12 protein-coding genes are annotated in these 12892 nt (G+C 58.7%); 5 read left to right on the top strand and 7 right to left on the bottom strand.

Annotation, left to right across the window (positions count from 1 at the left end; genetic code table 11):
* Together ACMWL8_RS02110 and ACMWL8_RS02105 are read left to right on the top strand one after the other, a co-directional pair.
* Positions 1 to 2982 carry a virulence factor SrfB gene (locus tag ACMWL8_RS02110; RefSeq protein WP_045260626.1) on the top strand — a complete coding sequence of 994 codons (2982 nt, stop codon included), beginning with the start codon at positions 1 to 3 and terminating at the stop codon, positions 2980 to 2982.
* Positions 2979 to 5153, top strand: a complete 2175-nt coding sequence (locus ACMWL8_RS02105; RefSeq protein WP_045260627.1) for a virulence factor SrfC family protein — start codon at positions 2979 to 2981, stop codon at positions 5151 to 5153. Before ACMWL8_RS02110 ends, ACMWL8_RS02105 begins: the two co-directional genes overlap by 4 nt.
* 56 nt (positions 5154 to 5209) lie before the next feature.
* Here ACMWL8_RS02105 and ACMWL8_RS02100 read toward each other — a convergent pair whose 3' ends face one another.
* Both ACMWL8_RS02100 and ACMWL8_RS02095 read right to left on the bottom strand, forming a co-directional pair.
* A complete protein-coding gene (locus ACMWL8_RS02100; protein ID WP_045260628.1) occupies positions 5210 to 5965 on the bottom strand; it encodes an alpha/beta fold hydrolase in 756 nt (251 codons plus the stop codon).
* Between the two features lie 86 nt (positions 5966 to 6051).
* Positions 6052 to 6225 (bottom strand): GhoT/OrtT family toxin, encoded by a 174-nt coding sequence (locus tag ACMWL8_RS02095; protein WP_014883956.1) that lies wholly within the window; start codon positions 6223 to 6225, stop codon positions 6052 to 6054.
* A 244-nt stretch (positions 6226 to 6469) separates the two neighbouring features.
* On the opposite strand from ACMWL8_RS02095, the gene ACMWL8_RS02090 reads away from it, so the two are divergent.
* The 3 genes from ACMWL8_RS02090 to ACMWL8_RS02080 are packed head-to-tail and all read left to right on the top strand — an operon-like array spanning position 6470 to position 7364.
* On the top strand, positions 6470 to 6796 hold the full coding sequence (locus tag ACMWL8_RS02090; RefSeq protein ID WP_045260685.1) for a DUF1971 domain-containing protein: 327 nt from the start codon (positions 6470 to 6472) through the stop codon (positions 6794 to 6796).
* Positions 6797 to 6823: 27 nt separating this feature from the next.
* Positions 6824 to 7177, top strand: coding sequence for a DUF1971 domain-containing protein (locus ACMWL8_RS02085; RefSeq protein ID WP_045260629.1), 354 nt, complete (start codon positions 6824 to 6826; stop codon positions 7175 to 7177).
* A 4-nt stretch (positions 7178 to 7181) separates the two neighbouring features.
* On the top strand, positions 7182 to 7364 hold the full coding sequence (locus ACMWL8_RS02080; RefSeq protein ID WP_003856955.1) for a DUF1869 domain-containing protein: 183 nt from the start codon (positions 7182 to 7184) through the stop codon (positions 7362 to 7364).
* Between the two features lie 39 nt (positions 7365 to 7403).
* Here the strand turns inward: ACMWL8_RS02080 and patD are convergent, their stop codons facing one another.
* From patD to ydcS, 5 genes are read right to left on the bottom strand one after another with little or no spacing between them, the layout of a single operon-like run.
* Positions 7404 to 8828, bottom strand: a complete 1425-nt coding sequence (patD, locus tag ACMWL8_RS02075) for an aminobutyraldehyde dehydrogenase (protein WP_045260630.1) — start codon at positions 8826 to 8828, stop codon at positions 7404 to 7406.
* A gap of 24 nt (positions 8829 to 8852) precedes the next feature.
* Complete coding sequence (locus ACMWL8_RS02070) at positions 8853 to 9659, bottom strand: ABC transporter permease (RefSeq protein WP_041909768.1); 807 nt, start codon at positions 9657 to 9659, stop codon at positions 8853 to 8855.
* A complete protein-coding gene (locus ACMWL8_RS02065) occupies positions 9649 to 10593 on the bottom strand; it encodes an ABC transporter permease (protein WP_041909766.1) in 945 nt (314 codons plus the stop codon). Before ACMWL8_RS02065 ends, ACMWL8_RS02070 begins: the two co-directional genes overlap by 11 nt.
* Before the next feature lies 1 nt (position 10594).
* Entirely contained in the window at positions 10595 to 11608 is a 1014-nt protein-coding gene (locus tag ACMWL8_RS02060) for an ABC transporter ATP-binding protein (protein ID WP_241276878.1), read from the bottom strand.
* A 17-nt stretch (positions 11609 to 11625) separates the two neighbouring features.
* Positions 11626 to 12771 carry a putative ABC transporter substrate-binding protein YdcS gene (gene ydcS / locus ACMWL8_RS02055; protein ID WP_028013307.1) on the bottom strand — a complete coding sequence of 382 codons (1146 nt, stop codon included), beginning with the start codon at positions 12769 to 12771 and terminating at the stop codon, positions 11626 to 11628.
* Positions 12772 to 12892: the final 121 nt, after the last annotated feature.

The following is a 12892-nucleotide window of genomic DNA, read 5'->3' as shown; positions in this document are numbered from 1 at the left end:
ATGCTGGTAAATCTTTGCGACTATAAACAAAGCGTCACGCTTATTGCCAACAGCGGCGTGCAGTTCCTGGATTTCGGCCTGACGCCGCAGGACACCGCCAGCAACGGGCGCTTCGTACGTAAAACCGCGAACGGCCCCCTTTTGCGACTCGATTTCGACCTGGTGAATGGGCGCTATACCCTGCCGGGGACGAACGGCGGTCAGCCTGAAGTGGTTAAACCGGAAACCACCATTCCGCTGCATCAGTCCCTTGCCGTGCTGGACGGCGTCTGGCTTCCCGTGCCGTTCCTGCGCTTCAATCCACCGCGAACCTTTGTGGAAGGACCGGATAACTGGGCGCGCGTTCAGGTGCGCAAGCTCGAGAAGCCCGACACGGCAGGCAACTCGCACCGCGTCACCCTCGCGCTCGACAGCCAGATCGCGGAGCATGCCACTTCCGCCCTGTCGCCGGTTGAAAACGATATTCTGAATGGAACCCGCTTTGCGCTGGCGTGGCGCGATAGTGAGGTAGAAAGCTTCCTCGACCAGACCTGGATTGACGGCTGGCTGCGTGAGGCATTTACCCAGTATGCCGACGGCGTGGAAAACCGCTCTGAACGCGACCTGCATCAGGCGATGCGCAGTTTTGAATATCAGGCCCACTGGCTCAATGTACTGACCATGCTCGGTGAACAGCTAACCGTGCCGGAGGTGAAATTTGTCACCCATACGCTCAGCACGCCTGCCATTCCGGTCGACCTGATCCTCGACGTGGGCAACACCCACACCTGCGGCGTCATTATCGAAGACCACGGCGATGCAAACGACGGGCTTCGGCAGACCGCCGAGCTGCAGGTTCGTTCGTTAAGCGAGCCGCAGTTCCTGAACGAGCCTCTCTTTACCAGCCGTCTTGAATTCTCCGAAGCGCGTTTTGGCAAACAGCACTTCTCGGTGGAAAGCGGTCGCGAAGATGCGTTTGTCTGGCCGTCGATTGTTCGCGTGGGCGATGAAGCCCGCAAGCTGGCGATGCAGCGCCTGGGAACCGAAGGTAACAGCGGCATCTCCAGCCCGCGCCGCTACCTGTGGGATGAAACGCCTGTCGTGCAGGACTGGCGCTTCAGCCAGATGAACGGCAAAACCCAGCGTGAACCGCTCGCCACGGCGTTTCCGCTGATGAACCTGATGAACGATGACGGTGAGCCGCTGTTTACGCTGCCGCAGGACGAGCGGCTGCCGGTCTTTTCGCCGCAGTACAGCCGCAGCACGCTGATGACGCACATGCTGTGCGAGCTGCTGGCGCAGGCGCTGGGCCAGATCAACAGCGTCGCCACCCGCCTGCGCCTGGGCTTCCCGGCCTCGCCGCGCCAGCTGCGCACCCTGATCCTGACCCTGCCCTCGGCCATGCCGAAGCAGGAGCGCGAGATTTTCCGTCGCCGCATGTTTGAAGCCATTGCCATCGTCTGGAAAGCGATGGGCTGGCACCCGCAGGATGAAGATTTTGCCACCCGCAAGCAGCAGGAAAAAAGCGTGGTGCCGGTCCCTGAGATCCAGATGGAGTGGGATGAAGCCAGCTGCGGTCAGCTGGTCTGGCTGTATAACGAAGCGATTTCCCGTTTTGGCGGCCAGACGGAAGCCTTTTTCGCCTCCCTCGCCCGCACGGATCGTGAACCTGAGCCGGGCGTGCAGCCGGGGCGCGCATTACGCGTCGCGTCTATCGACATCGGCGGTGGCACCACGGATATGGCAATAACCCACTACCAGCTTGATGACGGCTCCGGTAATAACGTCAAAATCACCCCGCAGCTGCTGTTCCGCGAAGGGTTCAAGGTGGCAGGCGACGATACCCTGCTGGACGTGATTCAGCGCTATGTCCTGCCCGCCCTGCAAACGCAGCTGCAGAAATCCGGCATTGCGGACGCCTCACTGCTGATGGCGTCGCTGTTCGGCGACTCCGGGCGTATTGATACCCAGGCGGTACTGCGCCAGCAAACGGCGCTTCAGCTCTTTATGCCGATTGGCCACGCCATTCTTTCCGCGTGGGAAGCCAGCGATATTGACGATCCGCTGGCGGGCCTGCATGCCACCTTTGGCGAGCTCCTTGCGCAGAAACCAACCCGCAACGTGATGAACTATCTTCAGCAGGCAATCGATCATGCCCTGCCGGCGGGCTCAGAGGCGTTCGACCTGTTCGCCGTGCCGCTGCACGTGAACTTCCGCGAAATGCAGGATGCAATGCTGGCCGGTCAGTTTACGCTGACCTCGCCGCTCCACGCGGTGTGTGAAGCGATTTCCCATTACAGCTGCGATATTCTGCTCATCACCGGGCGCCCGGGCTGCCTGCCGGGCGTTCAGGCGCTGATTCGGCATCTGCAGCCGGTGCCGGTCAACCGCATCGTCTGGCTGGATAAATATCAGGTTCACGAGTGGTATCCCTTCAGCCAGCAGGGGCGCATAGGCAATCCGAAATCGACCGCCGCGGTGGGGGCCATGCTCTGCAGCCTGGCGCTCGATCTGCGTCTGCCGCGCTTTAACTTTAAGGCCGCGGACATTGGCGCGTATTCAACCGTGCGTTATCTGGGCGTGCTGGATAACACCGTCAATACCCTGCGCGAGGAGAACGTCTGGTATCAGGATATAGACCTGGATAAGCCGGGCGCGAAGCTAGATGCGCGGCTGCACTTCCCGCTGCGCGGTAACGTTACCCTCGGTTTCCGCCAGCTGGCGAACGCGCGCTGGCCCGCCACGCCGCTTTATACACTCAGCATCAACTCGGCTGAACTGGCAAAAGCGATTGCCGGCGACGGCGTGCTGAATGTGCGGCTTAAGCTCTGCGGCGGCAGCAAATTAGAGGGCCCTGAGTCCTTCGAGCTCAGCGATGCCTGGCTACAGGACGGCACGCCGGTTGCGCCTGACGCGTTAACCTTCAAACTGAATACCCTGGCCGATCGCCGACACAGCGGCAGCCACTACTGGATCGACAGCGGGAGCGTATACCTGAAATGACAGCGACCACGACCACCACTCAGGCCTTAATCGGGTGGATTAATGAGACGCGCCTGAACGCCCCTGTGCTGGATAACGATGCTGATGCCCTGCTTGCTCGCATCAACGCGGCGCAGGCGCGGGAGCATGCTATTCAACGCGCCCTGACCCGCCGGAGCAGCATTGGGCTTTACGGCCATTCTCAGAGCGCCAAAGCGCACCTGCTGCTGTCGCTGTGCGGCAGCGGTAACGGGCGCCTGAACGTGATGCCGGGCCAGCGCACCTTTGACTATTTTTCGCATATTAACCCAGGGCATGCCCTGACCAACATGGCCGTGCGCTTCACCCGAGACACCCCGGAGGTAGCGGATGAGGCGTTTCCGCTGCGTCTGAGCCTGGTCACCGAGGCCGAGCTGGTACAGCTGTTTATTGCCCGCACGACGCTGCACCCGCAGATGCGTGCGGTGGATAAGGCGGTCATTGAGACGCGTCTGGAGAAATGGCGCGGCCTTCGCCAGCCGCAGAGCGTGCCCGGCATCACGGCGCAGGATGTGGGTGCGATTTCGCGTTTCTGGCAAAGCACGGTACCCGCCGCGAGACAGCAAATTGATGACGCCCTGTGGCATGAGTTTGCCCAGCTGGTGCCATCGCTCGATCTCAGCACCCGCGCCAGCGTCTGGTCGCTGCTGTGGGGCGAGCAACAGGAGTTAACCCAGCAGTGGCTGAAGCTTGCCCACGTGCTGCATCAGACCAGCCATGCGAGCGAGCTGGCTGCGCCGCTGAGCCTGCTGGTGGACAGCTTTGGTCTGCCTGGTGAAGGGTTCCTGACGCACGGTACCTTAACCCAGCAGGAAACTCAGGAGACGCTGCTTCATCCGCTGAACAACGGTGAAATGCTCAACGCCATCAGCATCCCGGTCGACGTGCTTGCTTTCCTTACCCGCGAACTGGTCTTGCCGGTTGAGAATGGCGCGCTGGATAACGTTGATATCATTGATATTCCGGTCTATGAAGACGGCAGTGCCGATCCTTTAGTACAGGCTAAATGCCAGTGGCTGCTTGAACATTACCGCCAGCAGCTCCAGCCGGATGTGCTGGTTATCTGCAACGCGACAGCGCGGCACGAGCAGACGGCCCAAAAAGCAAAAGTGTTAATTAACTGGATTAAAGAGACCCAGCCTGCCGAGGAGTCTGCCCTGCCGGGGCTGGTGTGGGCGATCACCCCGCATGACGCTCGTTTCACTACCCGACAGAATCTCGATGAAGCCGTACAGCATCTGCTGGGCAAGCCAGGCCTGCGCTGGGGAACTCTGCAGGCGCTGGACAGCCACAGCATGCAGCGCGTCATTGAGTGGTTGTCTCAGGCGACGCTCCCGGCACAGCGGCAGAAGCGTCTCGGCACGCTGAAAAACCTGCTGCGGCAGGAGATCGCGTCGCTGATGCAAAGCTATCTGGCGCCGCTGGTTGAGGAACCGGGTACGCGACGTGCTCAGGCCGAAAACATGGTGCGCACGCTGCAAAGCAGCGCCGCCCGTCACGGCGAACTGCTTGAGGGCCTGCTGCCGCCGCTGAAAGCCTTTGAAACGCTGCTCGCCGTTCAGCAGCCGCGCGAGGAGCAGGTGAACGGGCTGTTCACGGACACCATCGATCTGTTCGCCGATAACGCCCAGGAAAGCGCAGGACGATTCCAGACAAAAGACAAAGCGCGCCTGGCGCACAGAGTATGGATAAATCATCTGCGCCAGTGGAGCCGCAATGAAGCTACCGCCGCCCGTCTTGGTCTGGAACCCGCGGTGCTGCAGCAAATCGCGGATGTGCTGGTGGTAACCAGCTACCGGCTTAATCTGCCGCAACAGCTTCAGCGAATTGTCGATGCGGATAAAAGCAGCGCGGCGCAGCTGCATGCGGTGATGGGCAATTTCGTTGGCTGGCTGGGTTACGACCAGTCTCCTGCCGCAGAGCGTCCTGCAAGCCGCATCCGCAAAGGTCAGGCAATCTTTGTGACGCCCGTCGTCAGCAGTGCCGCACCACGCCTGACGCGTCTGGGGGAGCAGCCTGTTCATGCGGCCACCGCGTACGTTTACGACTGGCTGGTTGCCCTCTATAGCCGGGCAATCGAAAACATTGATTATCAGCACCCGCATGATGTTCAGCCTGACGCACGTCGGGCACTGCGGGCTTTAATTCTGTAGCGGCCTTTCTTGCCGGGTAGCGCTGCGCTTACCCGGCCTGTATTCCGCAACGATAATCACGCCGCCATACACTCCGCTAACGCCTGCGCCAGTGCCGACGGGTTTTCCCACGACATGGAGTGCCCCGCCGCAGGGATGATTTTGACCTCAACGCCCTTCAGCTTCAGATTATCCACATCGTCATCCGGCAGTGAGAGCTCACCAAAAATCAACGTCACCGGGCAAGGCAGCGACAGAAATTGCGCTTCCCAGTCCGGCTCAACACCGGCGACCAGGCTTGATGCGCCGCGCCAGACGGCATAGGGTGCATTGCTTTGCAGGCACCCGGCCCAGGCGGTGGTCTCTTTACGGAGCATGGCATTATAGCCCTGCGCCACAAACTGGTGTTCGGTTTGCGCCGCAATAGCGCGGCTAAACATCCCCCCACCGGCGTGAAAATTGGGCTCCGACACCATCAGTCCCTTCACGCGCGGTGCCAGCAGCCCCGCCGTTTCTATAGCAATGCTGCCGCCCATGCTGTGACCGTATAACCAGAAGGCATCCAGCTGAAGATGGTCAATCAACTCCGCCACAACGCGCGCCTGTTCAGTCGTTTTATAGCTGTAATTTTCAGGCTTATCGCTGTAACCGCTGCCGGGTAAATCGATGAGAATAGCTCTGCGCCCGCCAAACTGAGGGTCTCGGACGACGCGAGGATATTCATAGGAAGAGGCGCAGCCCAATCCGTGGATAAAGACTACGGGATCGCCAGAGCCGGGCAAATCATGCCAGCGCACGGTGCAACCCGCATGCTGCGAGTAAAAACTGTTCATAAGCACTCCTTTTACGATGCACTGTGTATTTATACAGCTATCGTAACTGGAATGCTATGTTCATCTTTCGAACTTGGAAGGATGCTTCAGAAAAGAGAAATCAGCAGCGCAACGGGGAAACTCATCGGCCAGGTCGACCCGACCAGAAACGCGCTAAGCAGGCGGATGCGCTTGCGGTCTTTAGAAAGGAACCAGGTAATTAATGCACAGATGGAAGCCATCACTGCGTAAAAAACCAACATCTTTTGATACAACGTCATTCTGTATACCAGAGCCGAAAAAATAACCGCACGCAATATGCGTCATATGTTGATACAGATCAAGTTTTTTCATTACATAATAACCACTTAAATATTAAGGCTAATAACAACTGAGTATTTTGTATTACAAACAGGGGGAGCCACCCATTATCTTTATTGATAACATGCAAATTAAATGCACTTTTTGATAAATTCTCTCTTCCGCAAAGGCGTCTAATAAAGGCAGACATACATGGGAGGCAATATGCTACGCATTCCGCAAAGCTGTATTCATACCCGCTCTACCCCTTTCTGGAATAAAGAAACCGCCCCCGCCGGGATCTTTCAGCGTCATCTCGATACGGGTACCCGTCCGGGCGTTTATCCCCGCCTGTCCGTTATGCAGGGTGCCGTCCGTTACCTGGGTTATGCTGATGAACATGTCCCTGAGCCTGACAGCACACTGATTATCAGGGCCGGCCACTTCGGTGTTTTTCCCCCTGAGAAATGGCATCACATCGAGGTGATGAGCGACGACACGCTGTTCAATATTGAATTTTTCGTCGAACCAGAGGTGTTGAAGTCGCTTTAAGCGGCTTTTATTTACGAGGTAACCCTTATGCTACGTATCCCTAAGAATTTTGTTCATACCCGCTCCACGCCATTCTGGAACAAAGACACCGCGCCAAAAGCGCTTTTCACCCACCATAATACGAAAGCCAGCGTATATGGCCGTTTGTCGGTGATGCAGGGTGCGGTGCGCTATTTTGGTTTCCCGAACGCTGACGCGACCGAACCGGATCTGGAGCTGGTGATTGAAGCCGGATCGTTTGGCATCTCGCCGCCGGAGAAATGGCACCGCATCGAGCTATTGACCGACGATACCTATTTCAATATCGACTTTTTTGCCGATCCTGCTGTTACGCTTCAGGGTGCAGGCATCGGCAAAGTGGTCAATACACATAAGGAGTAACCGCGTGGGTAAAGCAACGTACACAGTGACCGTGACCAACAACAGCAACGGCGTCTCGGTGGATTATGAAACAGAGGCCCCCATGGAGTTGCTCATCCCCGACGTCGCCGCAGACGTGGTAAAAGATCTGGTGAATACCGTCCGCGCTTACGACACGGAAAATGAGCACGAGGTGTGTGGCTGGTAAAGCAAACGCCCGGCGATGCAGACCGCCGGGCATGATTTTCTAGTGTTTAATCATCACATGCCGGACAACCGTATAATCCTCAAGCCCGTACACCGACATATCCTTTCCATAGCCAGACAATTTCATGCCGCCGTGCGGCATTTCGCTCACCAGCATAAAGTGGGTATTGACCCAGGTGCAGCCGTACTGCAGGCGCGCGCTCAGGCGATGGGCGCGTCCCACGTCTTTCGTCCAGACCGACGACGCCAGGCCGTACTGCGAATCGTTCGCCCAGGCCAGGACCTGCGCTTCATCGTCGAATTCGGTGACGCTCACCACAGGTCCAAACACTTCTCGCTGAACGATGGCATCCTCCTGTTTCGCCCCGGCCAGCAACGTTGGCTGGAAGTAGTAGCCCGCCCCCTCTTTTTTGCTCCCGCCCGTCACCACGCGGATATGGCCAAGGGCTTTCGCCTCGTCAACCGCCTGACAGACGCGTGAAAGATGGGCAGCCGAGCTAAGCGGACCGAGTTCAGTAGATTCATCCTCCGGGGCACCCATTTTGAGGCTGGCGACCGCGGCACCGAGCTTTTCCACCAGCCGGGTATAGATCCCCTTCTGGGCATAGATACGGCAGGCCGCCGTACAGTCCTGCCCGGCATTGTAGAAACCAAACGTCCGCACGCCTTCTACAACCGCATCCAGGTCGGCGTCATCGAACACGATAACCGGCGCTTTACCGCCCAGCTCCATGTGGGTGCGCTTAATGGAGGACGCCGTGTGGCCGATGATATGCTCCCCGGTAGCAATCGAACCGGTCAGCGACACCATGCGCACTTTTTCATGTCCGGTGAGCGGGTCGCCCACCGTTTTTCCTCGGCCAAACAGCACGTTGAGAACGCCAGCCGGGAAGATATCTTTCGCCAGCTCCGCCAGCTTTAACGCCGTTAGCGGCGTGATTTCAGACGGCTTGATGACCACACAGTTACCGGCCGCCAGCGCAGGCGCCAGCTTCCATGCCGCCATCATCAGCGGGTAGTTCCACGGTGCGATAGAGGCAACCACGCCCACCGGGTCGCGGCGGATCATCGACGTGTGGCCGTCAAGATACTCACCCGCGGCCAGCCCGTTCAGGCAGCGGGCCGCCCCGGCGAAGAAACGGAAAACGTCGACCACTGCCGGAATTTCATCGCCCAGCGCACAGTGCAGCGGCTTGCCGCAGTTGAGGGATTCGAGCCGGGCAAACTCTTCGCCATGCGCTTCAATCGCATCCGCGAGCTTCAGCAGGCACTCGGCGCGCGTTTTCGGTGTCGTTTGTCCCCACTCAGCAAAAGCACGGTCGGCGGCCTGAACCGCCGCGTCGACCTGTGCCGCTGACGCTTCAGCAATCTCCAGCAGCACCTCTCCGGTGGCCGGGTTATAGACAGGCTGTTTCTCTCCCTCTCCGGCAACCAGTTCACCCTTTATCAGCAGATGTGTTTGCATAGCATTGTCCTGTTCAAATCAATGTTATTTCCCGCCGCCGGCAATGTTTTCGCCGTCGCGGGTTAGCCACCAGGCTCCCAGAATGGGGATGGTTGTTACCAGCATCACCAGCAGTGCAACGACGTTGGTGACCGGCACGTCGCGCGGACGGCCTAGCTGATTGAGCAACCACAGCGGTAACGTGCGTTCGTGTCCCGCCGTAAAGGTTGTGACGATAATTTCGTCAAACGACAGGGCAAACGCCAGCATTCCCCCGGCCAGCAGCGCGGAGCCCAGGTTGGGCAGCACCACATAGCGGAAGGTTTGCCATCCGTCGGCCCCGAGATCCATTGACGCTTCCACCAGACTCCAGGAGGTGCGTCTGAACCGGGCAATCACGTTATTGAAGACCACCACCACGCAGAACGTCGCGTGCCCAACCACGATGGTGAAAAACCCCGGCTCAAGGTTGATTGTTTTGAACGCTGTCAGCAGCGCCAGGCCGGTGATGATCCCCGGCAACGCAATCGGCAGCAGCAGCAATAGCGAGATCGCGTTCTTGCCAAAAAACTCGCTTCGCCAGAGCGCCGCTGCAGCAAGCGTGCCAAGCACAAGGGCTATCGCGGTGGATAGCGCGGCAACCTGAAGTGACAACGTCACCGATTCGATGATATCGCCGCGCCCCGCCGCCGCAGTAAACCACTTCAGCGTCAGCCCCTGAGGCGGAAAGCTGTAGGCAGCATCTTCGGTATTAAAGGCATAGACTGCGATAATCAGCAGCGGGAAGTGCAGGAAGATGACGCCTCCCCACGCTGCCACTTTCAGGAACAGCGGTGCGCGTTCAGAGTGCATCGAATGCTCCCAGACGCTTCACGAACGCCAGATAAAGTGAAATCAGCACGATGGGAACCAGCGTGAACGCGGCGGCCATGGGCATATTGCCGATCGCCCCCTGCTGGGAGTAGACCATGTTACCGATGAAAAACCCCGGCGGCCCGACCAGCTGCGGTACGATGAAATCCCCCAGCGTCAGGGAAAAGGTGAAGATTGAGCCCGCGGCAATACCCGGGATAGCCAGCGGCAAAACGACATAGCGGAAGGTCTGGCGCGGGCGCGCGCCGAGATCGGCTGAGGCCTGCAGCAGCGAAGCCGGCAGACGTTCCAGCGCCGCCTGTACGGGCAGGATCATAAACGGCAGCCAGATATAGACGAAGACCAGAAACCGTCCCAGCCCAGAGGTGGATAAGGTGTTGCCGCCTACCGCGGGTAGCGTAAGGATCGAGGTCAGGAGCGGCTCCAGCCCCAGGTGGTTGAGGAACCATTGTGCCACGCCGTCCTTCGCCAGCAGCAGCGTCCAGGCGTAGGCTTTGACGATGTAGCTCGCCCACATTGGCAGCATCACGGCGATATAGAAAAACGCTTTCCACTTGCCGCGGGTGTATCGCGCCATGTACCAGGCCATCGGGAACGCCAGAATTGCGCTGGCAATCGTCACCGCAATCGCCATCGTTAACGTGCGCAGGATGATGTCGTAGTTTGCCGGATTGAAGAGCGCCAGTATGTTCGCCAGGGTCAGATCCGGCGTGACCGCCATGGTGAAATCGTCAAAGGTGTAAAAACCCTGCCACAAAAGGGTCAGCAGCGATCCTAAATAGACAATGCCAAACCACATCAGCGGTGCAAGAAGAAGCAGGAACAGTCCGAGCGAGGGTTTACGCCAGAACAGTGACGTAATGCGGCTTATGCGGCCGCGCGGGGCGGGAGGGTGCGCGACACTCATAGCCATTTCACCTCTCCTCCTGCAGGCGAATCATCGCCTCGCGTGACCACGACGCCGTGACCGCCTGCCCCGGCGCAATGCCCCTCAGCGGCGAGGTTTCACTGAGGTTGGCCTGGCTTACCAGCAGTTTGGCACCGTCGGCGAGCTTCAGCTCCAGCCGCGTGGCGGCCCCCTGATACTGAACGGCCTGCACGACGCCCTGCACCTGAACCTCACCCCCCTCATTCAGGCGGATATGTTCCGGACGCAGGGAATAGCTGCCCTCCATGCCGCAGACTTTATGCGCAAGGCCTGCATCGAAGACGTTCGAGGTGCCGACAAAACCGGCGACAAACGGCGTGCGCGGGCGCATGTAGAGATCGCGCGGGGTATCGACCTGCTCGATGCGCCCATTATTGAACACCGCCACCCGGTCCGACATGGAGAGGGCTTCACCCTGATCGTGGGTGACGAAAATAAAGGTGATGCCGAGTTCCTGCTGAAGTTTCTTCAGCTCGAACTGCATCTGCTCCCGCAGCTTTAGATCGAGCGCGCCTAACGGCTCGTCGAGCAGCAGGACGCGCGGTTCATTCACCAGCGCCCGCGCGATGGCCACACGCTGGCGCTGGCCTCCGGAAAGCTCCGAAGGCTTGCGGGCGACGGCAAAGCTTAAGCCCACTTTTTCCAGCGCGTCGCGAGCCTGCGCGTGGCGTTTTTTCTTGTCGACGCCTTTCACCATCAGCCCGTAGGCGACGTTATCGAGGATCGACATATGCGGGAACAGCGCGTAATCCTGGAATACGGTGTTCACGTCCCGCTCCCACGGCGGCAGCGCGCTCGCCTCTTTGCCAAAGATAGATATCGTGCCGCCTGACAGCTGCTCAAAGCCGGCAATCAGACGCAGGCAGGTGGTTTTGCCGGAGCCCGAAGGCCCCAGCATGGAGAAGAATTCTCCGTCACGAACGGCAATGGTGACCCCCTCCACCGCCCGCACGTCGCCGTACAGACGGGAAACGTCATTAAACTCTACCGCGTACGTCATGTTCTGCTCCCGGATGATCAACGGCCACCCATGATGGCGATGTAATCCTGCGTCCAGCGGCTGTAAGGCACATATTTTCCGCCTTCTGCGATGGGGGTTTTCCAGAACATGATTTTGTCAAAATAGTTATAACCGTTGGTTTCACAGCCCTTGTCACCCAGCAGCGTGCTGGCCTTACACCCTTCAGGCACGACGGGCAGCGAGCCAAACCATGCCGCCAGATCGCCCTGCACTTTCGGCGTGAGCGACCAGTTCATCCACTTGTAGGCGCACATCGGGTGTTTTGCCTGTGCATGCAGCATGGTGGTATCCGCCCAGCCGGTCACCCCCTCTTTCGGGAAGACGGTGGCAACGGGCTGGTTCTCGCCCTTCAGGGCATTCGCCTGATACGGCCAGGCGCTGGAGGCCACGACGCCTTCATTTTTGAAGTCGCTCATCTGGACGGTGGTGTCATGCCAGTAGCGGTGGATCAGGGCATGCTGGTCGCGAAGTACCTTGAGCACGGCGGCATACTGTTCTTCAGTGAGCTGATACGGGTCGCTAATACCCAGCTGCGGCTGCGTGGCTTTGACGAACAGCGCCGCATCGGCGATATAAATCGGACCGTCGTACGCCTGCACGCGTCCCTGATTGGTTTTGCCGTCCGGCAGATCCTGCTTCGTAAAGACCACGCTCCAGCTGTCCGGCGGCGTCGGGAAGGTTTTGGTGTTGTACATCAACAGATTGGGCCCCCACTGATACGGCGTGCCGTAGACCTTGCCGCCCACGTTAAACCACTCGCCCTTCACGATGCGCGGGTCAAGAGTTTTCCAGTTGGGGATCAGTTCCGGGTTAATCGGCTGAACGCGTTTTCCCATAATCAGGCGGAGCGAGGCATCACCTGACGCGGTGACAAGGTCGTAACCTCCCTTCGCCATCAGGCTGACCATTTCATCGGACGTGGCCGCCGTTTTAACGTTGACCGCGCAGCCGGTCTCTTTTTCAAACTGGGTAACCCAGTCATAATTTTTATCCGTCTGTCCGCGTTCGATGTACCCCGGCCAGGCGATAATATCCAGTCGGCCTTCCCCGTCGCCAATGGCCTTTGGTGGTTCTGCGGCTTGCGCGGTCATGATAGTCATGCCGAGCGCGCATAGGCTGCTGCGGGCAAATTTTTTGCTCATAAGAGTTACTCCTGTCGCAATGAAATTTAGCGGCAGCCGTGCCGTAAAAATATCTCCCTTATTAAACGTAGACCGCGCAAATGCGCCGCACCGTTCGGCTTAAGGAAATTTCATCAAGGTG

Origin of the sequence: Enterobacter sp. 04-C-12-SI-ECC (genome assembly GCF_047530715.1) — a bacterium.
GTDB lineage: Bacteria > Pseudomonadota > Gammaproteobacteria > Enterobacterales > Enterobacteriaceae > Enterobacter > Enterobacter bugandensis.
Note: the sequence above shows the minus strand (reverse complement) of the source record. Positions and strands in the feature narration are given on the sequence as shown.